Source organism: Phnomibacter ginsenosidimutans (genome assembly GCF_009740285.1).
GTDB lineage: Bacteria > Bacteroidota > Bacteroidia > Chitinophagales > Chitinophagaceae > Phnomibacter > Phnomibacter ginsenosidimutans.
The window spans coordinates 4,102,221-4,128,648 of the sequence record NZ_CP046566.1 but is presented as its reverse complement, the minus strand read 5'-3'; the positions used below and the strand labels follow the sequence as shown (position 1 = coordinate 4,128,648).

25 protein-coding genes are annotated in these 26,428 nt (G+C 50.2%); 4 read left to right on the top strand and 21 right to left on the bottom strand.

The genetic code is table 11. The annotated features are described in order from the left end of the window. Positions 1-14: 14 nt before the first annotated feature. Both GLV81_RS17880 and asnB read right to left on the bottom strand, forming a co-directional pair. A complete protein-coding gene (locus tag GLV81_RS17880) occupies positions 15-515 on the bottom strand; it encodes a glycosyltransferase (RefSeq protein ID WP_246186400.1) in 501 nt (166 codons plus the stop codon). Beyond that, positions 515-2,917, bottom strand: coding sequence for an asparagine synthase (glutamine-hydrolyzing) (gene asnB, locus GLV81_RS17875; protein ID WP_157480228.1), 2,403 nt, complete (start codon positions 2,915-2,917; stop codon positions 515-517). Before asnB ends, GLV81_RS17880 begins: the two co-directional genes overlap by 1 nt. A 151-nt stretch (positions 2,918-3,068) precedes the next feature. Here asnB and GLV81_RS17870 point away from each other — a divergent pair, with 151 nt between their 5' ends. The 3 genes from GLV81_RS17870 to GLV81_RS17860 all read left to right on the top strand — a co-directional run bounded on the left by GLV81_RS17870 (position 3,069) and on the right by GLV81_RS17860 (position 5,558). Further along, on the top strand, positions 3,069-4,112 hold the full coding sequence (locus GLV81_RS17870) for an NAD-dependent epimerase/dehydratase family protein (RefSeq protein WP_157480226.1): 1,044 nt from the start codon (positions 3,069-3,071) through the stop codon (positions 4,110-4,112). Between the two features lie 796 nt (positions 4,113-4,908). After that, entirely contained in the window at positions 4,909-5,163 is a 255-nt protein-coding gene (locus tag GLV81_RS17865; RefSeq protein WP_157480224.1) for a hypothetical protein, read from the top strand. 167 nt (positions 5,164-5,330) lie between these two features. Next, positions 5,331-5,558 carry a hypothetical protein gene (locus GLV81_RS17860; protein WP_157480222.1) on the top strand — a complete coding sequence of 76 codons (228 nt, stop codon included), beginning with the start codon at positions 5,331-5,333 and terminating at the stop codon, positions 5,556-5,558. 57 nt (positions 5,559-5,615) lie between these two features. On the opposite strand, the gene GLV81_RS17855 is transcribed toward GLV81_RS17860, so the two are convergent. Both GLV81_RS17855 and GLV81_RS17850 read right to left on the bottom strand, forming a co-directional pair. Next, positions 5,616-6,155, bottom strand: a complete 540-nt coding sequence (locus tag GLV81_RS17855; protein ID WP_157480220.1) for a hypothetical protein — start codon at positions 6,153-6,155, stop codon at positions 5,616-5,618. 43 nt (positions 6,156-6,198) lie between these two features. Continuing rightward, positions 6,199-7,722 carry a HEPN domain-containing protein gene (locus tag GLV81_RS17850; RefSeq protein ID WP_157480218.1) on the bottom strand — a complete coding sequence of 508 codons (1,524 nt, stop codon included), beginning with the start codon at positions 7,720-7,722 and terminating at the stop codon, positions 6,199-6,201. A 162-nt stretch (positions 7,723-7,884) separates the two neighbouring features. Between GLV81_RS17850 and GLV81_RS17845 the strand changes: the two genes are divergently transcribed. Continuing rightward, positions 7,885-8,289, top strand: coding sequence for a helix-turn-helix domain-containing protein (locus GLV81_RS17845; protein WP_157480216.1), 405 nt, complete (start codon positions 7,885-7,887; stop codon positions 8,287-8,289). Positions 8,290-9,024: 735 nt separating this feature from the next. Here the strand turns inward: GLV81_RS17845 and GLV81_RS17840 are convergent. From GLV81_RS17840 to GLV81_RS17760, 17 genes are all read right to left on the bottom strand, one after another. Further along, the gene (locus GLV81_RS17840; RefSeq protein WP_157480215.1) at positions 9,025-9,516 is read right to left on the bottom strand and encodes a glycosyltransferase family 4 protein; all 492 of its coding nucleotides are present in this window, start codon (positions 9,514-9,516) and stop codon (positions 9,025-9,027) included. Continuing rightward, a complete protein-coding gene (locus GLV81_RS17835; RefSeq protein WP_157480213.1) occupies positions 9,462-10,205 on the bottom strand; it encodes a glycosyltransferase in 744 nt (247 codons plus the stop codon). The genes GLV81_RS17840 and GLV81_RS17835 overlap by 55 nt, the downstream gene beginning before the upstream one ends. Before the next feature lie 2 nt (positions 10,206-10,207). After that, a complete protein-coding gene (locus GLV81_RS17830; RefSeq protein WP_157480211.1) occupies positions 10,208-11,407 on the bottom strand; it encodes a glycosyltransferase family 4 protein in 1,200 nt (399 codons plus the stop codon). Between the two features lie 4 nt (positions 11,408-11,411). Next, entirely contained in the window at positions 11,412-12,767 is a 1,356-nt protein-coding gene (locus GLV81_RS17825; RefSeq protein ID WP_157480209.1) for a hypothetical protein, read from the bottom strand. A gap of 3 nt (positions 12,768-12,770) precedes the next feature. Next, a complete protein-coding gene (locus GLV81_RS17820) occupies positions 12,771-13,772 on the bottom strand; it encodes a glycosyltransferase family 4 protein (protein ID WP_157480207.1) in 1,002 nt (333 codons plus the stop codon). Positions 13,773-14,196: 424 nt separating this feature from the next. Then, positions 14,197-15,351 carry a glycosyltransferase family 4 protein gene (locus GLV81_RS17815; protein ID WP_157480205.1) on the bottom strand — a complete coding sequence of 385 codons (1,155 nt, stop codon included), beginning with the start codon at positions 15,349-15,351 and terminating at the stop codon, positions 14,197-14,199. 180 nt (positions 15,352-15,531) lie between these two features. Beyond that, positions 15,532-16,485: a glycosyltransferase family 2 protein gene (locus GLV81_RS17810; protein WP_197428735.1), complete on the bottom strand. Its 954-nt coding sequence runs from the start codon at positions 16,483-16,485 to the stop codon at positions 15,532-15,534. Next, entirely contained in the window at positions 16,460-17,371 is a 912-nt protein-coding gene (locus tag GLV81_RS17805; protein ID WP_197428734.1) for a class I SAM-dependent methyltransferase, read from the bottom strand. The genes GLV81_RS17810 and GLV81_RS17805 overlap by 26 nt, the downstream gene beginning before the upstream one ends. Before the next feature lie 69 nt (positions 17,372-17,440). After that, a complete protein-coding gene (locus GLV81_RS17800) occupies positions 17,441-18,388 on the bottom strand; it encodes a glycosyltransferase family 2 protein (protein ID WP_157480200.1) in 948 nt (315 codons plus the stop codon). Beyond that, the gene (locus GLV81_RS17795; protein WP_157480198.1) at positions 18,381-19,442 is read right to left on the bottom strand and encodes a class I SAM-dependent methyltransferase; all 1,062 of its coding nucleotides are present in this window, start codon (positions 19,440-19,442) and stop codon (positions 18,381-18,383) included. The genes GLV81_RS17800 and GLV81_RS17795 overlap by 8 nt, the downstream gene beginning before the upstream one ends. Before the next feature lie 55 nt (positions 19,443-19,497). After that, positions 19,498-20,094 (bottom strand): glycosyltransferase family 2 protein, encoded by a 597-nt coding sequence (locus tag GLV81_RS17790; protein ID WP_157480196.1) that lies wholly within the window; start codon positions 20,092-20,094, stop codon positions 19,498-19,500. Positions 20,095-20,257: 163 nt separating this feature from the next. Further along, complete coding sequence (locus GLV81_RS17785; RefSeq protein WP_197428733.1) at positions 20,258-20,806, bottom strand: DUF1919 domain-containing protein; 549 nt, start codon at positions 20,804-20,806, stop codon at positions 20,258-20,260. Continuing rightward, entirely contained in the window at positions 20,803-21,861 is a 1,059-nt protein-coding gene (locus GLV81_RS17780) for a glycosyltransferase family 4 protein (RefSeq protein WP_157480192.1), read from the bottom strand. The genes GLV81_RS17785 and GLV81_RS17780 overlap by 4 nt, the downstream gene beginning before the upstream one ends. 516 nt (positions 21,862-22,377) lie before the next feature. Beyond that, complete coding sequence (locus GLV81_RS17775) at positions 22,378-23,682, bottom strand: glycosyltransferase (RefSeq protein ID WP_157480190.1); 1,305 nt, start codon at positions 23,680-23,682, stop codon at positions 22,378-22,380. 26 nt (positions 23,683-23,708) lie between these two features. Further along, a complete protein-coding gene (locus tag GLV81_RS17770; RefSeq protein WP_157480188.1) occupies positions 23,709-24,746 on the bottom strand; it encodes a glycosyltransferase family 2 protein in 1,038 nt (345 codons plus the stop codon). Then, complete coding sequence (locus tag GLV81_RS17765; protein WP_197428732.1) at positions 24,743-25,540, bottom strand: FkbM family methyltransferase; 798 nt, start codon at positions 25,538-25,540, stop codon at positions 24,743-24,745. Before GLV81_RS17765 ends, GLV81_RS17770 begins: the two co-directional genes overlap by 4 nt. Next, a complete protein-coding gene (locus GLV81_RS17760) occupies positions 25,537-26,418 on the bottom strand; it encodes an alpha-1,2-fucosyltransferase (protein WP_157480184.1) in 882 nt (293 codons plus the stop codon). The genes GLV81_RS17765 and GLV81_RS17760 overlap by 4 nt, the downstream gene beginning before the upstream one ends. Between the last annotated feature and the right edge of the window lie 10 nt (positions 26,419-26,428).

Sequence of the window (26,428 nt, the reverse complement as noted above, 5' to 3'; positions counted from 1 at the left end):
CTTTTCAACGATACTCAGGTCGGTTGGTGAACATTCTGTTGCAGTAATTGTGCCTGATTTTGTTTGAATTGTGCAAATGAGAAATGCTTTTGTACCAGCAAACGCCGTGTAGCATAATCATCGGTAGTAAGGGGCGGGTTGGCCAGTACCGCTGCCATGGCGTCGGCGATAGCCGCTTCATCCTGCGGATTGACCAACTTGCCCAACTCGCCGTGCAACAAGGCTTCCGGAGAACCATCGGCATTGCCGGCGATTATTTGGGTACCGCACCAGGCTGCTTCTACAAACACAATGCCGAACCCTTCTTTGCGGCTGGGCATTACAAATGCGGCTGCATGCTGGTAATAGGCAGGTAGGTCTTCGTCGGGTATAAAGCCGGTGAGGGTAACGTGGTTGGTTACACCCAATGCTTGTATAAGCTGGCGGATGCGTTGCAGTTCTTTATCACTTCCCGAGCCGCCCAATACATAGTGGATGTGGGGAAATTGCTGCAACAACCGGGGCAGCGCAGCAATTACTTTATCGTAGCCTTTGTAGGCTTCGGTATCGGCCAGGCGGGCAATGGTGAGCAGGTAACCCGGCGGAAACGGGGCCGGCAGGGAACCAAATTCGAGTTGTGCTGTGGCTTCTTCAAAAAAGGATCGAGGGTGTTGTGAAACAACTGCACCACTGGTAGTTTGGGCCCGTTGATGTGCTGCAACTGCCGGCGGCTAAAATTGCTGACCGTCCAGATGGCATTGCAACTGTACAATGCTAATTTTTGCAGCCGCGATGGGGCTTTCCATACTTCAATACCATGGGTAAGCATGATGCGCTGCGCCTTGCTGAACCTGCTGGTAAGGGCAAAACAAATGCTGAGGTTGATGTGCCCCAATATGTGCGTATCGAAGTGGCGGTGCTGCCGGAGGAAAAACCAAACGAACTTCCATTTATGCTGCCGGAAACCCATAAACGCCTGCGCCGGAAAATAACGGGCATCGGGTTGTGCATCGTACAGCGAGGTATGCGCCACCTGCCAGTTGTGTTGCAGGGCATTGTGCTGCAGGGCAAGGGCATAGGCCCGGTTGAATTTTTCAATGCCCCCCATGGCAGAAAATGTACGCAGGCTGGCAAACAACATGCGCCGTTTGGGTTTGCCTATCTGAATGGGCATGCCGGTGCTGAGCAGGTAGGCCCAGTAACGGCTCCACTGCATGTGTCCGTTTTCGAATTGCTTTTCAAAATGCGGCAGCTCGGGATGTACGGCACCCCGAACACTCAGCGGCTGCATCCATTTCCCAAACGGAAAAGCGAAGCCCATTTTTTTGCGGTTCCAAATGGCTTCGGGCAGGTCGTTGGCAAAGGTTTGTATCAGCCATTGCTTGGGTTGCCCGGTGTTGAACCGGGTACGGTTGTCTGTTTGCTCACACACTTGCAACACCCGCTTATCGAGAAATGGAATGCGGACTTCTACACTGTGCCACATGCTCATGACATCAGTATCGCGGAGCAGTTGGTTTTGCAGGTAAAAATGTTGCTCCATGCTGCTCACCTGTGCGGGGTTGTTGTGGCGTAACATGGTAGCAGGTGCTTGCAATTGCAACACGTCGTTTACCTGCTGCAGGCTACTGCCGGTGAGCATGCTTATCTGGCTGCTGTTGAAGTATCCCCGGTGAAAGAGGTATTGCGCCGCATCGGATGTATGGCGTAAATACGAGAAGCGTTTGATCCAGTCTTTGGCCGACCAGTTGCCGAGCCCTAAGAGTGGGCCCAGTGTTTGCAAGGGTTTTACCCAACGTTGCCTTTTAAAAGAGGGATAACCGCCAAATAGTTCATCGCCGCCAATGCCGCTGAGCACGGCTTTCAACCCAATCTGCCGGGCATATTTGCAAATGAAATAGGCATTGATACCATCGTTGCTGGGTTGGTCGAGGGCCATCAAAATATCGGGAAGCTGCTCTTGAAACTGGGCTTCGCCAATGGTAAATGCATGGTGTGTGGTACCGCATTGGCGGGCTATGATTTGCTGGTATTCTTTTTCTGAGTATTTCGCGTCTTCAAAATCGAGACTCAGCGTAACAATGGGCTGGGTATGGTGCCTTGCGGCCATGGTGGTAATGATGGAGCTATCGATGCCGCCACTCAAAAACACCCCAATGGGAGCATCGGCTATCATGTGGTCTTTTACGGCGGCTTCTACACTTTGGTGCAAGGCATCATTGGCAGCAGCTCCGTGCAGCAATGCAGGTCCGTTATACGGCTGGTACCAGGCCTGTGTAAGCTGCTGAAAACTATCCAGCTGTATGTGCATGTAATGGCCCTTGGGCAGGCTGTACACGTCTTTGAGAGTGGTGTGGGGCTCGGGCATGTGGCCATAGGCCAAAAAGCGGATGCGCCAGTGTTCGTCTTCGGGCCAGCCGGGCCTTACCTGATGAAAGCTGCGTACTTCTGAGCCGAAATAACACTGCCGTTGTTGGGCGTTGACATAATAATAAAGGGGCTTCATGCCGGCGTGGTCTCTGGCCAACGTGAGGGTGTTGGCCGTTTGGTCGTACACGGCAAGGGCAAACATGCCATTGAAGCGCTGGAAGCAATCGAGCCCCCATTGCACATAAGCTTTGAGGGCCACTTCGGTATCGGTACCCGAATGAAAAAGGTGGCCGGCTTGCTGTAGTTCCCGACGGATGTCGGCAAAGTTGTACAGCTCACCATTGAAAGCAATGTGGTAGCGGCCATCGGCGGTTTGCATGGGCTGGTGACCCTGCAGGCTAAGGTCGAGCAGCGATAGCCGGCGAACACCAAAACTGAGGGGCACAGCAGGGGCATGGAAAATACCCGCATCATCGGGGCCGCCATGCAACATGCTATCCCGCATGGCGGTGATGCGGTGGCAATTTTCTGGTTGTGTAAAATCAATGATTCCGGCAATGCGGCACATGGGTCAAATTCGGTGCTATGTTAGTCAATCACGCTGCGGTGAAGGTGCGACATTTTGCCCCACGCCCCAATGGATAGTTAATGACGGCGTGTTGAAATACTGGTGTTGCAGTCAATTGATTTATCTTGCCCGCAGGTCAAAAATCCCTGGTTTGAAAAAGATACTGGTTACAGGCTCATCCGGATTGATAGGTTCGGAAGTATGCGAATGGTTTGGCAAGAAAGGTTGGGCAGTACATGGTATTGACAACAATCAGCGGGCAGTGTTTTTTGGCACGGCAGGCGATACCCGCTGGAACCAGCAACGCTTGCAGCAAACGCTGCCGGGCTTTACCCATCACGAGATTGACATCCGCCACCGCGATGCCCTTGGTGCGCTGGTGGCTTCTATACAGCCCGATGCCATTGTGCATGCTGCGGCACAGCCCAGCCACGACAAAGCGGCACAAATTCCTTTCGACGATTTTGATACCAATGCCGTAGGGACGCTCAACCTGTTGGAAGCGGCCCGCCGCCATGTGCCCGAGGCGCCTTTCGTACACATGAGCACCAACAAAGTGTATGGCGACCGGCCCAATGATATTGCACTGGTAGAAACCGACACCCGTTGGGATTATGCCGATGCAGCTTTTGCTCATGGCATTCCGGAAAGTTTGTCGATCGACCAATGCAAACACTCTTTGTTTGGCGCTGGCAAAGTAGCTGCCGATGTGCTGGTGCAAGAGTATGGCCGCTATTTTGGTATGCCTACGGTGTGCCTGCGGGGTGGCTGCCTCACGGGGCCCAACCACAGCGGGGTGGAGCTGCATGGCTTCCTCAGTTTTTTGGTGCGGTGCAATGTGGAAGGCCGCGAATACCAGATTAACGGGTATAAGGGGAAGCAGGTACGGGATAATATTCACAGCGCCGATGTGGCAGCTTTTATAGAAGCATTTATTGCTGCCCCCCGCAGCGGTGAAGTATACAACCTGGGTGGTGGCAAGGCCAATACCTGCAGCATTCTGGAAGCTTTTGATTTGGTGGCGAATATTACGGGTAAGCCCATGCGCTACCGCTACCTGGAGCAGCACCGCGAAGGGGATCATATTTGCTATTACAGCGACCTGCGGAAAATCCGCAGCCATTATCCCGGATGGGATATTACGATTTCATTGGAAGAATGTTTCCGGCAGATAGTGGAAAGAATGATGCACTAAATTGGTTCGTGAGGGCACGAACCATGGCGGCAGAATGCTAAGATGCGAAGGCATTGCATTTTTTTTACCTCATAGAGGCAGCATGGCGTTTTTTGCTCGGGCTCGGTGTGTGTTTAAGCCGCCTGCTTCAATGATAGTAAATGGCGCATACTGCTAGCCTTGTACTTTTTGCCTTGATGCAAAAAAGTACCAAAAAAGATCAAGGCAAAACAATTGCTCCGCTGTTTTGCCGGGCCTACGCCTCCCTCTGTGTAGCTGCTTTATCATTTGCCAGCTGATGGGATACAGCATTTCTGGAGGGCTGCATAGATGCAAATAGGTTGCAGGGAGTCTTCTGCCGGTTTGTTGCATGTCGTTTTTTTGATGAGCTGTTTAAAAGGGCGATGGAATTGGTTTGTGAGGGCAGGAGCCAAGGGATTAGATGATAGATGACTGATGCTGGATGTTAGTAGTTGGCGGGATATTGGTTCCTGGAGGCAGGAACCAAGGCAGCAGGAATGGTGCTGGCGAATGTGGATAAGTGCTACTCCCCATGCATTATGTAGGGCGTATGTAGGGAGTATCCAGGGGGAAGGCAGGGGGTTGGTGGTTATAGTTGGTGGTTGGTGGTGTGTAGTTGATGGTTGTGGGAAGAAAGGGAATGGGATAACAGGCGTTTGGAGGAAAATTGGTGCGTAAGGGAAGGAACCAAGGGGATGAAGGTTTGTGGTTGGTGGTTTGTAGTTGATGGTTGCTGCATGGGAAATTTTTTTTGTGAGGGCACGAACCAAGGCGGCGGAAAGGAAAAAGTGATTGTTTGGCTGCCCGCTTCACTGGTATTGAATGGCGCATACTGCTTGCCTTGTACTTTTTTGCCTTGATGCAAAAAAGTACCAAAAAAGATCAAGCCTACCCCGAATGCCTCCGGCCGGGTAGGCGTGCCTGCGTCTCCCTCTGTGTGGCGGTATTATTGAATGTTGGCTGGTGGGATACCTTATTTGCTGGCGGGTTGCATAAATTCGAGGTGGTTGCGGGGAGTCTTCTGCCGGAATGCGGCATGGCTTTTTTTTGATGAGCCGTTAGAAGGGCGATGGAATTGGTTCGTGAGGGCAGGAACCAAGGCAGAGATTTAGATGATAGATGACTGAAGTTGGATGTTAGTAGCTGGCGGGAAATTGATTCGTGGAGGTCAGGAACTAAGGCGGCGGGTTTTTGGGCGGCCTACTTCAATTATTGTAAATGGCGTATACGCTTGCCTTGTACTTTTTTGCCTTGATGCAAAAAAGTACCAAAAAAGATCAAGCCTACCCCGAATGCCTCCGGCCGGGTAGGCGTGCCTGCGCCTCCCTCTGTGTGGCGGTATTATTGAATGTTGGCTGGTGGGATACCTTATTTGCTGGCTGGTTGGATAAATTCGAGGTGGTTGCGGGGAGTCTTCTGCCGGGATGCGGCATGGCTTTTTTTTGATGAGCCGTTAGAAGGGCGAATACATTGGTTTGTGAGGGTAGGAACCAAGGCGGCGGATTATTGAATAAGGGAATCGGCATTTTCATTGCAATGCAGCTGAGCGATACGGGTAGCTGCGAGGAGAATGCGGTAAAAGAGGATATTGTCGTGTTGTTGAAGCCGTGGCTGGTGCAGGGCGCTATCGAGGATATTGAGCAAGGTGCTGTGTACGTATGGTTGTGGCCATTGCCTTGCAAACTGTTGCAGGAGCTGTAAGGGTTGTTGTTTTTCGGAATGGTTGAGCCGCATAGATTGTTGTGCGGTTTTGTGCCACTGGCGTGCTTGAAGTGGCATAGCCGCCAAGAGCTGTTTTTGCCGGCGATTGGTTTGTTGCTGCAACAGCCGAATGGCTTCGAGCAGTTGTTGCAGGTCTTCGCAAAAGTCGGCCAGCTGCCGTTTGCTGTCATAAGTGTCAACTGTTGCCGCTTCGTCTATGAGGGCAGTAATCATCCATTGTTGCAGGATGCTGCGGGCTTCTGCAGCGGTGTAGGCATGGCAAATGGCAGCCATGGCCAGTGCCGGAAATTGTTCTGGTGCATCGAGGTGTTGGAGTGACATGGTGTAATAGATGATGGTGGAATGTGAAGAGAGGGAGGACAATTTAAGCTGACTGATGGTGCGGATGTGTAGTATTCGGGAGATGTGTTTGTAAGGCGATTGAAAAGGCAGTGGGTAGTTGGTGAAGCAGGCCATGTAGTTGCAGCCAGAGGTTGCGGCATTGCTGTTCGGTGATGTTGAAGTTGTTTTTGTAACGGGCGTGGATATAAGCTTTTTGCAGCAACTGAAATTGTTGGACATCTGCGGCTGTATACCGGGGAAACATGTTGGATAGCCCGGGCATGAGGTGTCGGGCCAGGGTGATGAGTTTGTGCAGACTATGTGTTTTGATGCGTTGTTGTAAGAAGGGCGTTATGAGGGCATTGAGGCCAGCTTCGAGGCATTGATGCAGCATAAAGGCTGCCAGTGCCCATTCTTGTTGTTCAATTTGCGCAGTGGCTGCAGTAAGAAAGCCTGTTGATTTGCTCAGGAAGTTGTCAAATTGTTGTTGCATGAGGTTGTGGTTGGGCGGCACGGGATTGGGCTGGTATGGCAGACGATTGCCGGTATTGTTGTAGCAAAGCTTGTGGATAGCGCAGCAGTGATGCAGGTACCAGTTGCCTTTTTGGAGCCATTGGGCTACCTGTGCTGTTTGCATAACGGTTGCGGCTACGGGTGATAGCTCTTCGCTTCTGTTTTGGATGAGGCTTTCCAGTTCATGTGCGGGACGTTGTTGTGTTGGGGTGGTGAGTACTAACAGGTCATATTCGTAGCCCAAGGCTTCGGGTTGCAGGGGAAATTTTCCGAGTAAAAAAATATAATCTACCGGCATAGAGGCCACAATCATGTGGATGAGTGCCTGTAGGTCATCATCCTGCCGGGCGTAATTGTGCAGGGAGGCTGCAGGAAGGTCAGTGTGAGTTGTTTCGGTTTGCGTTACAGTGCAGCCCTTGCTTTGTTGCTGTGTTTGCTGCCAGAGCAGCCATCCTGCTTCGCAAAGGCCCCGAAGCAATTCATGGTCGGCGGCCATTTCTGCTGCTGCTTCGCTGTTGAGTAAGCTGTTGCTGCTGAGGCCATATGCGAGCCAGTTGCTGAGCAATTCTTTCCATTTTTCCAGCGGCCGGGTTTGGAAAAGGCGGTGGAAGAACCGCATTGGTTCCCGGGTTTCGTCCTTGCTCAGGAAAACGATTTTACCGTCGAATTGCTTACAGATAGTTTCTGCATTAGCCAGCCAGTGCTCAGCATCATGGTTGTGTGTGGCAGGCGGTATTTGCTGGCCAAACTGTTGCCAGTACTGATGGGCAATGTGCAACAATTGTTGGAGGTGATTGTGGAGGTAGAGCAGGTGTGATGGGTTGTATTGCCATGGCTTGTGGCTGTTGTCGATAGCAGCCCGGAACCAATGCCAAAGCCCTATTTGCATTGATTCAATACTGTTCCATTCGTAGAAGAGGTTGTAGAATGCTGGTTGCTGTGTTTTCAGCCAATAGAGAACATTGGATTCTTGGGAGTTGTTTTGTGGTGCTGCTGTTGGAACGGCTTGTGTAGTTTGTGGCGAAGGGGTGTTTATTGATTTTGGGTAGGTCATGGTGTGGTATTTAGCGGTAAAGCAACAGTGTGCCTGTGCGGTACCGAACCAATATGCCTTGTATGATACAAGAAAGCGTATGTATTTTACCAGCCGAAACCAACAGTCTTGGTGTGGAGAATAGTGCTTTGGGATAGTGCCGCTGCTGATTATATTTGAGGTATGGAAAAGACCATACACCAAGGCCGCAATGTGAAGCGTTTCCGAGAGATGCTGGGTATTAAACAGGATGTATTGGCCAGTTCACTCGGGCTGAGCCAGCAGGCAGTTTCTTCGTTGGAACAACGGGAACAGATTGATGAAAAGATACTGGTGGATGTTGCTGCTTTTTTGAAAGTGCCGGTGGAAGCGATTAAAAGTTTTGACGAAGAAAAAGCGGTGAATATTATTTCGAACACGTTCAATCAGGGCTCCTTTTTAAATACTGGTAATACACCAACGTTTAATGTTAACCCTATTGAGCAGTTGATTCAATTGCACGAAGAGAAGATTGCGTTGTATGAACGCATGTTGCAGGAGAAGGAATCGATGATGCAGCGATTGGAGGGGTTGTTGAAAGCCAAGTGAGTTTATGGATGACGCCGAGTTTTGGCTGTGTCCGTTTATGTGAATTTAATTGCTTTACGACACACAAGAAATCCTGCCATATGGCAGGATTTCTTGTGTGGGGATGCTTCGTTGGTGTGATTAGGAAATAGGTTCGTGAGGATTGGAACCAAGGCGGCGGTTATAGTTGGTGGTTGGTGGTGTGTAGTTGATGGTTGGGGGAAGAAAGGGAATAGGATGACAGGCGTTTGGAGGATATTGGTTCGTGAGGGCACGAACCAAGGCGGCGGCGTTGTACTTTTTTGCCTTGATGTATGGTGGGTTGCGGGCATTGCTTTGTATTGCTTTTCACTTGTAGTAAATGGCGCATACTGCTTGCCTTGTACTTTTTGCCTTGATGCAAAAAAGTACCAAAAAATCCCGATAGCTATCGGGACAAGGCCAACCCGATCCCTCCGGGCCCCCGATAGCTATCGGGATGGCCAGGCCTACGCCTCCCTCTGTGTAGCTGCTTTATCATTTGCCAGCTGATGGGATACAGCATTTCCGGAGGGCTGCATAGATGCAAATAGGTTGCAGGGAGTCTTCTGCCGGATTGCCGCATTTCGTTTTCATACGCAGAGAAACTACTGGTTTTGAAAGATCTATGATTGTGATAGATAGAAAATGTAAGTACTGATTAACTACTATAAATAAGTTGGGAAATGAAGGCCAGTGAAGAGGGGCCTTCGAGAAAAGCTGTAGAAAGGCTACGAGCTATTGGCTGTCTGCCGCCAGCTGGCGCAGGGTGGCTTCGATGACGGCGAAACTGTATTGGTTGATGCGCCGGAGCGATTGTACCTGCATGGCGGCACGGGTACCGGCATCGGTATGGAGGAATGCTTGCATGCATTGCTGCAAGGCATCAACATCAGCACAAGTATATTGCCAACCGTTTTGGCCGGACAGCAGCAGGTCGGGGGCACAGCCCACCCGATGACTGAGGATGAGGGGCAAGCCGAAGTTCATGGCTTCGTTGACACTGAGACCCCAGGTTTCGCCGTAGTCGCTGCTCATGATAAATGCATCTGCAGCGGCGTAGTATTGGGCTACGTCCTGTTGATTGATGAAGCCCGTGAGTGTAACCAAGTGGGCGATGTTTTCGGCCTGAATGAATGCTTCCATTTGTGGGCGTAAGGCGCCTTCGCCCATCATCAGTAAATGTGACAGCGGCTGCCGCAGCTGTGCAAAAGCACGGAGCACATCCATCGGTCTTTTTTATCGATGTATTTACCCGAGCACAAAAAAATACTGGCGTCGGCGGGCAATCGGAGTTGCTCACGTACTACAGATTGCTGCAGCTGCTGTGCCGCCTGTTGAAACCGTTGATTGTCGACGGCATAGGGCGTACAATGGAGTTGCTGCTGCGGTATGCCCAGCCGGGTATAGAACTGTTTGCTTTGCTGGCCGATGTAGAGGAAATAATCAACATGGCGCAGCAGGTAACGTAAGGTGTATTTGCGCAGCAGTTGTTGCCAGCGGGGGCGGGCCATTTCCATGGCGGCATTGGTTTCTCCCCTGAAAGCCAGCTGATGGCCATATCGTTTGGCCTGTTGCAAGAGCTGTACATAAGTGCGGTAGTTCCAGCCATGCACCACTACGATGCTTGGGGGTTCTTGCTGCAGGGCTTGCAGCATGGCGGGGTTGTGAAAGGCGGAAAAGCCTTTGTCGGCCTGCTGTGCAGCGCTGGCTTTATTGGGAAACATGCGATAAGCGTATCCTTCGAGTAGCGGAATGTCCCATTGCACTGCCTGCCCGAATTCGGCATCGTAGCCATCGGGGCGGCTGCCATCGGCGCAGTACCACACCTGCAAGGCCATGCCCCTGCTGCTCAGGTATTGGTAGAGCGGCGCAAAGTATTGGATGGGATGGGTATGGATGAAAATGAACGGTAGCATGTTTATGAAGACTGCAGCAGTTGGTGAATGATCTGTGCCCAGCGATCGCCATAGGCCTCCCAGCTGTAGGGCAATACCTGCCGGCGAGCCGCTTCGCCCATGGGGCGGATTCTGTCGGGCTGCTCCAGAAAATGAAGCATGGCCTGGGTGAGGGCGGCATCATCGCCGGGCGTGAGCACAAATCCGTGCTGGTAATTTTCTATCACTTCGGGCCCCACGGTATGCGTGGTGGTAATGACAGGCAGTCCACAGGCCATGGCTTCGATGATGGTTTGCGCAAAGCCTTCAAAAAAACTGGGGAACACAAATACATCGGCCTGCTGTAAAAAAGCGAGCCGGTCAGCGGGATGAATGGGGCCTTTGAGTACCACGCCCTTGGGCAGGGGGAGTTGTGCCGGCCATTGCCCATAGCCGGCCAGCTGCAGTTCTGCCTGCGGGTATTGGGCATGAATGGCGGGCCATATTTTCAGCAACCAGGGGATGCCTTTGCGGGCATTGATGCTGCCGAGAAAGGCAAAAATGAGTTTCTGTTTTTCAGCTACCGGTTGATCCCATTTGCTCTGGAAGTAAGTGAGATGTACGCCGTATGGATTGATGCTGATTTTATCGGCAGGAATGCCTTGGGCGATGTAGCTGTTTTTGGTAAAAGACGTAGCCGCTACAATGTGGGTGGCCTGTTGCATTTCGGCTTGTTCGAGTTGCAGGAGGGCTTCGCTTTTAGGGGTGAGTTGCTGCTGCCATTGCGGGTATTGCTCCCGCAGTTGGGCATAGATGGATTCTTTGAGGCGGGGATGGGCGATGCTGGCATCAAGCACAAAGGTTTTTTGCCACTGCGCTGCCCGTTGTGCCAATATCCAGGAGCTGGTATCAAAGCCAATAATGCAGTTGGCTGTTTGCAGCAGGTCATCGGGCAGTTGCTGTTGAAAGCGTTGGTTGCGTTGGTGGAGGATGCTTTCTGCATCGCCGCCTTTGCGCATTTGGCGCAGGCTTTGGTATTCGGTGCGCCACTGGCGGTGTAGCAAGGCATCAGGTACGGTGGGCAGTACGCGGGTTTGTAGGGCTTTGGGCAGCCAACCATATTCCCTGCCAAATGCAATGCCGGTGGCAAAGCGGTAGAGGAGGCCATGGCGGTGCAGTTGAACGGCCAGTGCGTGGCTGTATTGTGTACCCGGATGGGTGAGTAAAACGGCAGGTGTTGTCACGAGATCAGGAGGTTGTGCCTATGGCGATGGGTGCGGGTTGGGCATCAGCAGCTGTTGTTTCAGCTGCTTCTTGCCGTGCTATCTGGTATTGCTCCCATTGGTGTTTGCGTTCTATTTTTTGCCGCCAAATGATATTGTCGACGAGGATAATGCCGAGCAATAAAAAAGCAGCATTGTGCGGGTTGTAGACAATGGGCTGTCCAAAAGCGACGACGAACCAGACCGCCCAGCGCATAAAACCGCCAAAGGATAGATTGATAGCCATTATGAGGCCTAATATTAACTTAAAAAAAATGACTAACCAGCCTCCTTCCAACAGCACTCTGCTGAATTCTGTTTCTACATAGCCAAACTCTTGTACGTATCTGCTAGTTCCAAAGAGTTGTGTGGCTCCCTGGTAAGTTCCTCCAAGACCAACACCAGTAATCGGGTATTTAAATCGCCCATTGGTCAAATACCAATAGTCTGTTAAGAGTCGGGCAGTTTGTTCGCCAGAGCGTTGGTTGGCTTCTACTCTCCCCATAAAATTGTTGTATGCCAATTCTGCCTGCTCGAAAATGGGGATTTTCTTGTATAACAAAATAACTGCCAGAAAAATCATGGATGGAATGACCAACCTTCCTAGCAAGGAGAATATTTTTCCTGCCGGATATTCAGTAAACAAAATGCCCCCAACAAACAAAAAGTAAATCACCAAGCCACTTCTGGAACCAGTCATGAAAGTAGCAATGAGGCCGGCCGGTATGGCGGTAAAAATCATCCACTGGGGCAGGCGCATCCGTATCATGGCCCAAATCATCAAACCGAAAAACATGGTGTAGGCAGTATAGCCACTGAGGAAGCTGAAAGTGCCAGTTACCCGTACCCGATCACCCACGGTGGCTACTTCTATTAAATCGCTGGCATACTTGTTCAGAAAGTGATTAGGAGGGAGTTGGTATTGAACAAAGGCCAATATGACTTCGATGATGGCAATGATGAGGAAGAGGTTCATGTATTGCCGGGGATCGAAGAGGTGCCGGTTGGAGAAATAGTAAAAGATGCCCAGCCAAAAACCACCATGTACCAAGATGCCAAACACACCGTGCATAAACGTGAGCTGCAGGGGGTGAATGACGTGGAAGGCCATATAGAAAAAATAGAACAGCAATATTTTGTGCTGACTGAATGGGGTGTAGCAGTTGGGACTGCGGAAATACACCATCAAAAAGGGTACAATCATTTGCAGACCCAGGATCACATTGGAAACGGCCCCGCTGCTGGTGCCCCATTTGCGTACCGCCCCACCCAATGCGGCCAGCAAAAACAGGATGAGGTACCACCTCATTTCGTTGTTGGTATGCTTGGGTAGCAGGCGCATGTGTTACAAATGTTGTTGAATGGCTCTGAGTAAGGCATCGGCCGATGCGGGAACGGTAAGGCCCTGCAAATGTGCAGCGATTGCCGCAGTTGCAGCTGGCTTATTTGGTGATAGTAATGCTGCCTGGATGGCCGACGTCAGGGCTGCTGCATCTCCGGCCGGTACCATTGTGGCCCATCCACCGGCTGCTTCGGGCAGGCCACCGCTGTTGCTGCAAATAACGGTACAGCCACAGGCCAATGCTTCGGGTACCACCGTACCAAAGGGTTCTACCAATGAGGGTACAACCACCAGCTGGTGCAGTTGCATGTGCCGTACCAGCCGGGGTTGGTCTATTGCGCCCAACCACTGTATTTGGGTAAGTTGTTGAGTGTTGCTAAAGGCCTGCAATTCTTCGCAAAGCGGACCATCGCCGGCAATGCTGAGCTGAAATGGCAGCCCCTGTTGTTGCAAGCGGGCAGCGGCTTCCAGCAGGGTGTGGATGCCCTTGTCGCTCACGAGGCGGCCCACAAACAAGATGCTGCCGGGATTTCTATCGCCGCTGCCGGGTTGAAACAGATTGGCGTCATAAGGGCTGTGCACCACCACCGTGCGGCGCAGGCTGCGGGCTACGTAGTGGCTGCAGCAAATGTTGAGCCGGGCAAAACGGTTGCAGATGAACCGTTTGAGTTGCTGCCGCCATTGCCGGGCATAGTCGCCGTCTGTAAGCAGGGTATGGTGGCTGATGAAGAGTGGTTTGCCCGCCAGCCAAACCAGTGGCAAGCCTTTCAGGGAAATATTGAGCATGAGTACGACGTCGGCCCGGCGCATGGCCTGCCATTGTTGCCAAAGTGATGGTTGGCGCAGGATGCGGTAAGTGCAGTTGTCGGGCTGCGGGTTGGGGGTGTGGGTGATGACCGTGACCGTATGCCCCTGTTGCTGCCAATAGGTAGCCCAGGCCATGGTCACTCTTTCGAGACCACCGAGGAGGGGATAGAAACGGGGGGAGTAGAGAACGATGTTCAATGTGATAATTAGCTAATTTGGAAATGTGCTAATGGGTGTGTTTCGCACAGGGCTCACAGAGGACTCGGAGGGTAATGTGCTGATGAGTTAATTAGCTAATATGCTAATTTGAAAATTTGAAAATGGAGCTGTGGAGGTATTTGCCTACGGCAAATGGGTTTTTGTTTCGCACAGAGTCACGGAGAGCACGGAGGTTTTTATTTGCTTTCGGCAAATGTTTGCTTTCGCACAACTTGTCCCGCAGCAGGCGGGAGAGCTATCAGAGGTCACGGAGAAATTTTGTTTTAGCTATGTACATCCGGCTTTATCCTACAAATCCGCGTCCAATTGAACTGGATGTTGGATGGTAGTAGAGAAGAATCTATGAACATCCGAACTTCTCCGTAAAATCAACCTCCAATTCTTTCGGACAAATGTGTATTCATTAGCTCATTAGCTCATTAGCACATTGGCTCATTAGCTCATTGTTCAAGAGTTTTTCGAATTGGTTTGTCAATACTGTATCGCTCATGTATTGCTGATAGCAGGCTTGGGCGGCGTGGCCGAGTTGCTGGCGGAGGGTGGCATTGCCGCCGAGTTCTTGCACAGCATCCAGCCAGGCTTGCGGTGTATCTTCCTGTAGTAGCCAGCAGGTTTGCCCGTGCCTGAAGTAAGTGGCTTCGGTCATATCACCAGCAATGGTGATGATGGGCTTGCCGGCCTGCATGGCGGCAGCGATGGTGCCGTTTTTGGCCGATACCCCACCCTGCCCGTTGGCTGTTCGGGGCTGCCATTGCAGTACGATATCACTTAGCAGTAATTGGTCCATCATATCGGTTGCGGGCAATGCTCCCAGACATTGTACCGATGACTGCAGTTTAAGTTCAGACAACCACTGTTGTATTTGTGCTGTTTGCGCCGGATTTGCCTGCCCTATGAGGATGAGCTGATGCGCCGGGTTGTCAACCAGCCATTGTGCAAAGGCTTGCAACAGGGCATGGCTGCAACGGTTGGTAAAACAGCAGCAACGCAAACCCTCACTTACTATCGGAGCTGGTGGCTGCTTCGGCAGTTGGAAATTGCTGCCAGCCGGTATAATGATGGGTTTGTACAACCAGCAATATTGTTGATACAAAGCAATGCTGGTGGCGGAAGCTTTGGCCAAAACATTCATCTTGTTGGCCAGCCATTTTTGTACCATCGAAAAGAGCATTTGCCGACTCCCATAGCCAAGGGTACGCATGGCTATTTCGTGGAAAAAGATGTATTGACGAATGCCCTGTAGCCGTAGGCGAAGCATAAGGGCTATCAGGAAAACGGGCATGCCTTTGTTGCTGAATCCGTTGGGGGCATATTGCCAGAGCAGTTTGGTATTGGCAGATGTGTGTGGCAAGCTTTGCAGAATGGCTTTTTGCAGCTGCTTACCCATGGGTTGCTCTGCTGCGCCTTCTTGCAGTAAACACCAGCCATGCGTTCTTTTGGTGAGGATGCTTACTGTCCAACCCCGTTGGCGCAACCTGCCGGCCAGCACTTGGCTGTGGTGCCCTACGCCGCATATCAACGGGGCATAGTTGGGGGTAATGATGAGTAAGGACGGCAAGTGAAAAGTCTTGTTATTGGGTACTCTTCGTCATCCCGACGAAGGAGGGATCTCATGAATGAGGATACGCTTGTGTAGATAAGATGCCTCCTCCGCTGCGGTCAGGGCTTGCAGCTTCGTTCCTCAGCATGACGGCTTCGAATGATGAGATGCTTCGCTTCGCAGAGCATGACAAAAAAGCTACCATTTCAGCAGGCGGTGGAAGGCGTGGTAGTGCCATAGGGTGCTGAGGCGATGGCGGCCACTGAGCAGGTGGCGGCGGGTGTAGGCCCAGGTGCCGGATAAGGTTTTGCTGTGTGCAGTTTCCTGCCAGGCCAGCTCACGGGTATCGTGTTTGAGCTGGTAGGCATTTTGCAGCCATGCTGGTGCATGACTGTTGGCTAACTGTTGTAATACTGCCTGACTGGATTGGCGCAGGCGGTGTTGTTTGTGCAGCAGGGCTTCTCCCCCGCTGCCCGAGTAATTGCGCTGGTGTACCCACCACACACTGTATGGCTCGGGCAGGAAATAAGTATCGCCGGCCAGCAGGGCGGCTATCACCAGCCATTCATCGGTGTACATATCGATGGCGGGCTGCCATTGGATTTGTTTGGCTGCCGCCGTACGCATGGCAAACGTAGAGCCGCCGCCAAACAGCATGTTGCGCTGAAAGAAATATTGCAATACATCGCTGCCCTTGAGGGGCTGCCCGAGTAATGCAGTGGGGATGGGTTCTGTTACCGGCTGCCTGCCCTCCTGCCACTGAATTTGTGCCGGGCTGGCCACGTGTACCACGGAAGGGTATTGCTGCAACACGGCTGCTGTAGCGGCCAGCTTGCCGGGGAGCAACCAATCGTCGGCATCGAGGGTGCAAATGAAATCGCCGGTGGCGAGTGCAATGCCCTGCTGCGTAGCCACCGCTTTGCCGCTGTTGGGCTGCGCATGGTAATGGAGCATCGGTAGCTGCTGTTGCAACGCTGCCACTACTGCTGTTGTATCATCGGTGCTTCCATCGTCTACCACAATGATTTCTACCGCCGGATATTGCTGCGCCAGTACCGAATCAATGGCACGGCCAATGTATTCGGCATAGTTGTAGGTGGGTATGATGACCGAGGCTTTCAGGGGGTTATCGCTTTTGGAGTGTGACAGCAATAGAATCGCTATTCCCAGTTCTATTCAGTTCATTTGCCTGCTCTTCAAACTGACGGATTTGGACTGGCGTAAAGAGCTCTGTATTTCCTTCAAACCAGCTGCGTTTGTCGCCATGTAGCGGAATGTCCATCTGGTATTGTTCGCTGCCGATGAATTGAAAAGAAGTGCCTTCATCAATCATTACTTGCAGGTCGAATTGATGTGCTTTTGCCAGCAGCTCGATACCCTTTCTGGAATACAGCATGGCATGACGAGGTGCATCCAATTGCACCCAGTTTTCCTGATATTGTTGAAAGGTGAAAGAAGAAACAGTAGGTATCCGAATGAGCAACTGCCCATTTGGTTTTAGGAGGTTGTAAGCAGCATCCAGGTATTCGTGTGGTGATGACAAATGTTCGAATGAATGATTGAACATGATGAGATCGAAAGGCTCCTCTCTATAATTAGTCAACCAACCCTTTTTTATGGTCAAGCCATTGGCGTAGTGAATATCTTCCTGAATGAATGGTTCGAGGCCGGTGATTTGTTTGAACCCCGCATTGTACAATACATAGGGAATGGTACCTGTGCCACAACCAACATCTAAAATGCGTGTTGAGGAAGTGAGTTCTAAGTGCCGCAGGTTTGCCAGTTCAATGGATTTGTTCGGCATGCGTTGGTGAATATGTTTGCCCAACCAACCTTTTCCTGTTATCCAATAGGCATCTCTGTATTGTTTAAGCCATGCCTTCCATGCCGGCTGAAATAACCCCTCTACTGCATGATTGGTACTGTAGTAGCCTTGGCAATAGTATGCCGACATATCGGCCGGTTCATCCAGTAATTGCAAGCTGCCACAGTTTTCGCAAACAGCATAGTCGAATACTGCTCTGGTTCCACGCATCATTTCTTTTGCGTGGATTGTATTCGAATAATTTATAGACGCTTTACAAGCGTGGCATTGCATATGTAGCGGTTATTTGTTGAACTTGTCGGTAAACTTCAACAGAGAAGTCAAAAATTTCGGCGGATTTTTTATTCGGGGTGATGATTTAAATATGGTTTGCCATTCTTGATCCCAAATATCATCTAACCAGAACTTTCGAGTACCATATTTTTCAAAGGCTTCTTTGATTGCTAAATCATACCAACTTATTTCTGGATCGGAAATTTCACTTAAATCAATTTTAATTTGACTTTCATATTTGAACCATTCATTTGGTGCGTTTTCAACAACCTCCCAATGAAGCAAATGATTTCCATTTCTGTACCTTCTTCGTCTTCTGTACCAAGGGCTAGTATTTAACATGTTTTCTTGCACTGCATAAAATCTGTATTTAGCCCTTTGTGTTTTCGGTCGTAAGTATGCTACATGTAAAAACTTTATAGTATCAATTTCAACTTTTGGTTGAGCAATTGATGTTGGAATGCGAATACTATGAACTGCTTTCGGATGATGTGAGATAGTGTCATCATCTATAAAAGCGAGAGGGTAATACCTGTGATAGTACCTAATGGTTTGAGTGGTATTGATATATAGTTCTGGCTTTTCAAAATAAAAGACCGTACCAGGTTTTTGTTTTTTTAAATCAATCCATGCGGCAGCGTCAATACTATCTGCAGAAATAATTTCATCTGCATCTAAAGCAAATATTATTTTATCTCCAGGAAACATTTTCCTAGCAGTATCAAGCAACAACATTTGTCTGTAGGCTTCATCATATTTATCGCTTTCGTTCTTGATGACAGTAACATTGCTATACTCATTACAAATGCTTACGGTTTCGTCGGTACTATTCTGGTCCGCAATAATAATGTGGTGGGCAAAATTTAACGTGGCCTCTAAAAAATATTTGATAATCCACGCTTCGTTTTTTGTGGGAGTAAGTACTACGATTGGAATGCTTGCTTTAGATTCAGTCATTCTCAGGCTGTTTTTCTATAATAATAAAACTATGTTCATCAAAGGGTTTACCCTTTCCCATCGGAAAATCAATACTTGCATTATGTTGGGTTGCCCAATGTGCTATTTCCATTTTATGAGCAATGTATACTGCGTCATAATCGGGCCAAACTTGTTTGTTGTCGGCAACTAAACAGTTAGGAGCTGTATTGACCATGAACATCCCGGGCTGCTTTGTTATTTCTTTTAATGCTTTTTGTAATCTGATTTTACTATCATACAAGCTGATAAACGCATCTATCAACTTAAGCTTTTGAAACTTTTGTTTTGCAGACTGCAGCAAACTCAGTCCCAATTGTTGCGAAGGCAACCGCTTGGTACATGTAAAATCGGGAAATACCAATGCCAGTATGCCACCAGGTTTGAGTTTTTGATACATCAGGTCTAAGGCTTTTTTGGGGTAAACCAAGTGTTCTAGAACGTACATGGAAAAAATGAGGTCAGCAGATTCTTCTGGCACAGGCAATGTATAAGCATCTGACTGTATCCATCGTTGGTGTGGCCATCGTTGTTGATTTCTTGTTATTGACTGCTCATCTACTTCTATGCCTGTATAGGTAGCATTTGCCATCAGGTGTTGTAAGTAGTTAAAGGTTCTGCCATTGCCACAACCGACTTCAATGATGTTTGAAAATTGTTGTTGTTGAAACCAATGAAGAAAGGCAATTGAAACAGGGTCGGCTGGAGTTGTGTTTTCGCTAGTTGGAATGAGTACCTGATAGCCATCTCTCGTTGATTCATTTGCATAAAACTGCATCATGCGCTGGTGCAGCTGCTCCAGTTGCAGTTTGTTTTGTGGGTCAGTACTTGAAATCCATTGGAATGTTCTAGAAGCCATTATTTGTGCTTGGAGTGAAATAGAAGTGTTGGCAATAGTAGTAAAAGCGTAATTATATTTAAGACAGCTGACTGCCATTTTCTGGCTTTGAGATTGGCAATGCAGGCAGCAAACTGGCTTTGTATACCAGACATCAGAGCCATATAGCGAGATTGTTTTTTCAGCGAAAACTTCCACCAATTTGATATACCAGCGGGAATAGCACTGAGTTTATTACGCAATGAAATCCTCCTCACCGGATGTACCACTGTTGCCGACTGCACAAATACAATGTCGTGATGTTGTTGAATGCGCCATTGTAAATCCTGGTCTTCCTGTGCGGCAATGGCAAACTGTTCGTCGAAGCCACCCAGTTCTTGAAACAGCGAATGGGCCACCATGATATTGGCACTCCAAAAGCAACCGCCTTCGGTGTTGACGGGGCATTCGGCCATGTCTTTTTAAGTAGCGCCCAATCGTCGGGCAGGATGGCGCCTTCAAAAGCTTTGCAATCGGGATGCAATTCAATGGCGTCGGCATAGGCCTGCAACCATTGCGCATCGGGCAGGCAATCGTCATCGGTAAATACGAGCCACTCCCCGATGGCCAAACTGGCGCCATGGTTGCGGTTAGCCGCTGGTCCTCTGTGCGGTCCGGCAGTATATGTGGCCCAGGGAAATTGAGTGAGCAATAACTGTTCCGTTGCAGCATCGGCTGCATCATCTGTTACAATCACCTCATACAAACTTGCCTCCAGCGATTGTGCCGCTGGCTGCAAGCGTTGCAGGCATAGTGCCAGCTGGTGGTTGCGTTTGTATGTTGGGATGACAATTGAATATTGAACAGGCATAAGTCGTATTCATGTCAGCGCAGGCTCCACGCTATCCAGCGGGTGAGCCATTTTTGCCAATCGTTTTCAGGATATCCTTTTCCTGTGCGGATGAGTGCCGGGAGATACAGGTGTTTTAGTGCCACATGAAATGCTGCGGCCCCATCAAAAGTAAGGCCTGGTATCAGGTGATAGCAGGATTCTGTTGCAGGCCGGGGCATGGTACCCAGACTGATTTTTTTGCTGAACGACAGCTTGCTGAACGCTGTATAATGTTCATCTGTTGCAAAATCTTTTCACCTGCAAACTTGATCAGCATGTTCTGTTTGTTGATGCGTTGGCAACGTCGTTTCCATTTAGTTGCTGCTTCTTCGGCATTGTGATAATGCAGAAAATGAATCTCTACATCGTTGAGCATGCCTATGGGATAAGAATTGGCTTGGCGTTGGACATTGAGAGATGGGTATTTGGACTCGTTTACAAAATGAAGCGGTTGTTCCATATACTCATCAAAGTGCTGTAACAGTTTGATGTAACAAGGTGCCATGAGCATCAGCCCCACGAAGGGTGTGTTGTAAGGCAACTGTAGCAGGCGGTAATACTCGCCGCCGAAACAATCATTGCTGATGATGCTTACCTCTTCCGACCACAGCTGGTGCCGTAGCCATGCAACTGCTGGCTTGCGTTTGGCCATCCGGAATTGGCGTTTCCAAAAAGAGGGACCGTATTTCATGCCGTGAGCATCTTGTTGAGTTGTGTGATGTATTGTGCTGCCAATGATGTGCCAAACCGGAGTTGCACATAGGTGCGTAGTTCTGCAGAGATGGCCGGGTTTTTTCGCTGTACATGTTGGGAGATGGTTTGCGCAATGCCTACGATATCTGATGAAGTAAAGTAGGCAGCATAATCTTGAAATACCCAACGAGCCCCTGGCCATGGATGGCAAATGACAGGCGTACCCTGCAGCATGGCTTCCAGCATGACCAAACCAAATGACTCTGCTTTGCTGTTGGACACCAACAAATCGGCTGTCTGGTACCAGGCAGCTAATTCTGGTTGTGTGGCTTTTCCGAGGTAGTAAGCATTGCCAAAATGTTGTTGTAAATATTGTTCGATGGCTGGTGTTTCTGGTGAGGCTTCTCCCAGCAATATTGGATAAACAGGCTTGCCGCATTGCGCCAAAGCTTTCAGGAGCGATAGCATGCCTTTAACTGATTCGTCGAGGGAGCCAACACTGAGCACAATGGGTGCATGGGCTGCCGCCTGAACGTTGGCGAGTGCAGCCGACACAACGGGTTGTTGTTCGGTGATGAGGTGTGGCAAAACAAATTGATGTGTATCGGGAAAGCCCTGCTGCCGGCAGGATGCTACAAAACGGTCGGTTACATGGTGCACCCAGTCTTTGCCTGGTACAAACAGACCGGGCATAGCCTGGCCACCTGTGTGGAGGCATAGTTGCCATTGCCCGCCAAACAGCTGGCGCCATTTGTACAACCAGCAATACAATTGGTATTCGCCTAAATACACTACGCGGGGTTTGATACGATGGATGTGCAGCAACAGCGGCAATAATATGCTGAGTTGCTCGGTATGGAATTGGGTGTGGAGGTTGCTGGTGAGGTGTTGTAACCACCTGTTGTTTCGGGAAATGGCCAACAACTTTTTGTGTGGGTATGTGCTGTTGGGCACATTGTATGCGGAGGCGACTGCCACGTTGAAACGGCGATTGGGGGCCTGCATACACACAGTGGCCAGGTCGTGGATGTGTGTTTCAAAGCCACGGTGCACACCGCCAAGACCGGTGCAAACGAAGAGTATGGTTGGGGTAGATGACAGATGGTAGATGTTGGATGTTAGGGGGAGGGTTGGGGGTTGTTTGACCTCCCCCGCCCTGAAGGGCACCCCCTCCGAAAGAGGGGGGTAAAGTTAACGTTGGCAAGTAGTGCCGGTTTCACAACTCCCCTCCTGTGGAGGGGAAGGGAACCAGCATGCATAGAACCGGTTTTGAGGGGTGGGTGAGGTGATTTCGTGGTCATTTATTGTTTGACCTCCCCCGCCCTGAAGGGCACCCCCTCCCAAGGAGGGGGGAAGTTTTCGCTGATTTGAAGCGACCTGTTTCACAACTCCCCTCCTGTGGAGGGGAAGGGAACCAGCAGGCATAGAACCGGTTTTGAGGGGTGGGTGAGGTTATTTCGTGGTCATTTATCGTTTGACCTCCCCCGCCCTGAAGGGCACCCCCTCCGAAAGAGGGGGAGAAGACACCCCGCCCTGAAGGGCACCCCCGCTAATGGCGGGGCAGGCTATCTACAGCCGGGAAGGAATCTTTTTCAAAAACGCATACAGTTCCTGTTGTACCTCAGCCTTACTGAAGCGGGTGTGGGCTTCGTGCAGGGAGTTGAGCTGCTTGCGGTGGTATTGTTCGGGCATGCGGGCAATGGCCTGCAAGCGTTCGGCTATATCTGCCGGTACCTGCGTGGCCAGCGTAAAGCCCAAGTCGTAATCTTCTACAAAGGCGCCGCTGGCGGCATCGGCAGGACCTACAAACAAGATGGGCTTGCCACAGGCCATATAGTCGGTGAGTTTGGTTTGCACACTGCTGCGGCTATAGGCCTGGTGTGCCTCCGCAAAACTAGCGGTGCATACCAGCAACCAGGCTTGTTGCAGCGGGGCATGTATTTCGTGGTAGGGCTTCCAGCCGCCGTACTGCACTCCGGGGCCCGTGAGCTGCAAGCGGTATTGCGCCCAATGTGCTTCGCTGGTATAAATGGTGAGTTGATAGGCTGTTTGCCCCTGTGCCTGCAGCAGGTGAATGGCTTTGGCCACGGCAATCAGGGCATCGGCATGCATGGGCCAGATGGAGCCGGCGTATATGAGTTGGTGGTTGGTGGTTGGTGGTTGGTAGTTGGTGGTTGGTGGTTGATGGTGGGAAGGCAGTTTGTGGTTTGTGGTTTGTGGTTGGCTTAGTAAGTCATTCTCTTCTCCTGCCATCCCGATTGCTATCGGGAGCCAACTGTCATCTATCAACTGCACCTGGGGTGCCGGATTGTGGATGATGAGGGTGGGTTTGGGGAGGAGGTTGTAGCGGTGGCGGAGGGTGTGTGCCAGCTGGCGGCCGATCATGAGCCAGGCGGGTGCCTGCTGCAACAATTGCTGTACCAACTGCTGCAGGTTGTAGCCTTTCCATTGCAGGCGGTTGTCGGCCATCCAGTCGTCCATAAAGTAAGGCACGACGGTGTAGCCCTGCTGTTGCAGCCAATAGGCGGCCATGAGTTTTTCGGGTACGGTGGTGCTTACCAGTACCAACGATTCCTGTGCGGGGGGCAGCGATGTCCGGATGCTTTCCAGACCCTGTTGGCTCAGCCAGCCCAGGCGTTTCCGTTGCAGCCAGGGGTTGAGCCATTTGCCGAGGCGGTTGTGAAGCGGTTGCCAGGGCCCATCGGCATAGCGGAGCTGCTGCACTGGCAGGCGGCCATCTACAGGAGCCGCTTCGTGCCGGGGTAAGAGCACGGTGCAGGGATGTTGCCAACCCTCCAGCAGGTTGTACAGGGTTTGGCTGATGCCGGCCCCGTTTTGGTTGGGAAAACTATCGGTAAGGAGGAGGAGGTGCATAGGGAATTAGAGTGGGTAGGAAAAAGTTATTGCATGCGCAACAACCAGCGCCGCATTTTATTCAGGCATAGCTTCATACTGGTAGCTATACCCAAGATATTACGGTGTTGGTATGCTTGCCTAAATGCAGCCCAAACGGGTACATGCGCAAGGATCAGTGTGCTGTAAATTCTGCCGGCTATTTCTGCATCAAAAGTTGGCCTGTCAAATACATTTGCAGCGGCATTGCGTTGCTGCATGCTGCACAGCAGCTGAATGTAGCTACTGTAGTGTGCAGTATCTGAAGCCGTAATTCGGTTACGGTAGTATGTGATTTTATCGTGTAACAACAGCACTTCATCGGTGGTTTGCAATTGCAATTGTGCTAGCAGTAGCCGCCAGGCAATCATTCTGCCCTGTACAATGTCTGCATTGTTGTTGTCGCTGGTGATGCGATTATCACTTTGGTGAATGCGATATAGTACCAGTGGCTGATTGAGTAATACGAACTCACCAGATTGTACAAGTCTGCAATACAAAATGTAGTCTTCTGCTTGCTTATAGGTTTGTGTAAAGGTTTGTAGTGATAGTACGGCTGAAGCACGGAGGGCAATACTGGAGTTGGTAAATGGAAATGCGAAAAACAATCGGGCTTTCAACACTGCAGAAGATGCTGGTTCGTAATGTGCCGATGCAGAAGTAGTTCCATCATGCAACTGGTGTGCTGCACCTGCGCACAACACCAAATCGGTATTCAATTCGAAAGCCTGCACCTGTATGGCCAACCGTTGTGGAAGGGCAATGTCGTCGGCATCCAGCCAGCAGATATATTTTCCCTTTGCTTCCTGTATGCCCAAGTTTCTGCAATAGGCAATCCCGTGGTTATGATTCAGCTGGATGAGTCGTATGCGGTTGTCGGAAAAAGCTGAGATGCGCTGCGCCGTTTCATCTGTACTGCCGTCATTGATTATGATGAGTTCCCACTGTGCGTACGTTTGTTGCAGCACACTGCGAATGCTGTCTTCTATAAAGGCAGCAGCATTGTAGCAGGGCATTACTACAGAAATAAGTGGAAGCGTATTCATGTATCTTTTAGTTGAGCATAATAATTGGCTGCTGAAAATATTTCCAGACTTTCATGGTAATTGTTTAACGGCGCTAATCCATCTTCCATTACCCTGCTGATTTGGAAGTCATCTGAAAGCAACTCAAAAAAATCACGCATATAGGTACGGGAGTCTATATTGCTGCCGCCAAATTCGAACTGAATGTGGTGTATTTTTTTGGCAGCCAACATTTCTTTAGCACCCTGCAATACAAATAGGTCGTGACCTTCAGCATCGATTTTGAGAAAATGAATCTCTCTAATCTTGTTAGCAGAACAAAACGCATCAATGATAATAGTATTGACCGTGATGACAGATTGCTTGGTTGGCTCATTGTTGTGATAGCGGTTGTATACACTGGACAAAGCATTCTGGTCATGACGTTGGAAAAAAGCTTGTTGGCCAACCTGGTTGCTCACCAAGAGTGGATGTATTTGCATGTTTGCTGCTAACTCAAACCGTTGTTTCAGCTGAGTGTTCAATTCAGGAATGGGCTCAAATGCATATAGTTTGCAGTTCGGCATGAAGTTCAGCACCAGCTGACTATAGTCGCCGCGATTGGCGCCAACATCAAATACAACAGGCGAGTCGATAGTGGCAAATTGCTTTGATAGCATCTGAATTAAATGCTGCTCTCCGTTTTCAGAAGCAGGCCTTGAATTGCCAACATTCAATCCTTCAAGTGATAAATAATGCAGGTACTCAAACAATTTTGTTCCTCGCTTTTTTCGGGCTAGGTGTTGGGTGAGGCTATGTATCAAACCACCAATCATATTGTTTCCCAATGTGCAGGATGCATGTGCTGTGGAATGGCTTGCATTGTAGCACACCATTGTGCCGGGGCCACCACCAGCTGTGTAGCATGTGCCGCCAGCCAGGCACCCCACCAGCTGTAGCTGCTGTTGGCAATGATGTGGTGTTTGCAGGTGCTCATCAATTGCATATCGTACCAATGCGGGTAGCTGCTGCTATCTACGATGGTATGATTGGGCAGTGACGCAAATGCAGCTGAACACCAGGTAGGGTCGTCCGAAAAAATAAACCAATCGATGCCATTCCCCAGTGCTTGTTGCAGCAGGGCAATGCCTTGTTGATAATACGCCGGCGTCAGCAAACCGTGGATGCTTTGTGTGGCGGCGTTGTGGGCATAGTCGCCACGGCGTACATGGATGGCCACGGGAAGTGCAGCTGCTGCTATCTGTGCAGTGTATGGCGATGCTGCCTGCTCCACAAATTGAAACTCTTGACGTAGCGCCAGTTCTACATTCGAAAAATAGGCAGCGCTTTGCCAGTACCCTTGCAGGTAGCTGTTTTTCCGGGCTTTGGCGAGTATGATTTTGTCGTATCCCGGCTGTTGTTCGTACAACAGTGCTTCGGTACCCAATATGCGTTTGAGGCGGTGCCATATTTTATCCGGCCAATGCGGGGTAGGAAAAAATTGTTTTACCATGGCGGCATCGGCGGGCTGCCCGCTCAGCCGGAAAATATCGAGGGCAAAACTGCGTGGCGTAACAATTGCGGGGTCGAAACTTTCATTGAACCAACTGCTATCGTAGTACAACGGCACATCCATGTGCCGGGCCAAGGCAAACCCCATGGCATACTGAAACATTTGGTTGCCCAGGCCTCCTTGTAGTTTGGTAATAATCATTATTTATCAG

What these genes read in the sequence shown, in the direction of transcription:
- GLV81_RS17805 (WP_197428734.1), bottom strand. Translation starts at nt 17,371, where the DNA reads ATGATGCGTGGAACCAGAGCAGTATTCGACTATGCTGTTTGCGAAAAC.
- GLV81_RS17800 (WP_157480200.1), bottom strand. Translation starts at nt 18,388, where the DNA reads ATGACTGAATCTAAAGCAAGCATTCCAATCGTAGTACTTACTCCCACA.
- GLV81_RS17765 (WP_197428732.1), bottom strand. Translation starts at nt 25,540, where the DNA reads ATGATTGGTGGTTTGATACATAGCCTCACCCAACACCTAGCCCGAAAA.
- GLV81_RS17835 (WP_157480213.1), bottom strand. Translation starts at nt 10,205, where the DNA reads ATGCTACCGTTCATTTTCATCCATACCCATCCCATCCAATACTTTGCG.
- GLV81_RS17850 (WP_157480218.1), bottom strand. Translation starts at nt 7,722, where the DNA reads ATGACCTACCCAAAATCAATAAACACCCCTTCGCCACAAACTACACAA.
- GLV81_RS17770 (WP_157480188.1), bottom strand. Translation starts at nt 24,746, where the DNA reads ATGAATACGCTTCCACTTATTTCTGTAGTAATGCCCTGCTACAATGCT.
- GLV81_RS17855 (WP_157480220.1), bottom strand. Translation starts at nt 6,155, where the DNA reads ATGTCACTCCAACACCTCGATGCACCAGAACAATTTCCGGCACTGGCC.
- GLV81_RS17760 (WP_157480184.1), bottom strand. Translation starts at nt 26,418, where the DNA reads ATGATTATTACCAAACTACAAGGAGGCCTGGGCAACCAAATGTTTCAG.
- asnB (WP_157480228.1), bottom strand. Translation starts at nt 2,917, where the DNA reads ATGTGCCGCATTGCCGGAATCATTGATTTTACACAACCAGAAAATTGC.
- GLV81_RS17775 (WP_157480190.1), bottom strand. Translation starts at nt 23,682, where the DNA reads ATGCACCTCCTCCTCCTTACCGATAGTTTTCCCAACCAAAACGGGGCC.
- GLV81_RS17845 (WP_157480216.1), top strand. Translation starts at nt 7,885, where the DNA reads ATGGAAAAGACCATACACCAAGGCCGCAATGTGAAGCGTTTCCGAGAG.
- GLV81_RS17790 (WP_157480196.1), bottom strand. Translation starts at nt 20,094, where the DNA reads ATGCCTGTTCAATATTCAATTGTCATCCCAACATACAAACGCAACCAC.
- GLV81_RS17785 (WP_197428733.1), bottom strand. Translation starts at nt 20,806, where the DNA reads ATGAAATACGGTCCCTCTTTTTGGAAACGCCAATTCCGGATGGCCAAA.
- GLV81_RS17825 (WP_157480209.1), bottom strand. Translation starts at nt 12,767, where the DNA reads ATGCGCCTGCTACCCAAGCATACCAACAACGAAATGAGGTGGTACCTC.
- GLV81_RS17860 (WP_157480222.1), top strand. Translation starts at nt 5,331, where the DNA reads ATGGCGTATACGCTTGCCTTGTACTTTTTTGCCTTGATGCAAAAAAGT.
- GLV81_RS17840 (WP_157480215.1), bottom strand. Translation starts at nt 9,516, where the DNA reads ATGGATGTGCTCCGTGCTTTTGCACAGCTGCGGCAGCCGCTGTCACAT.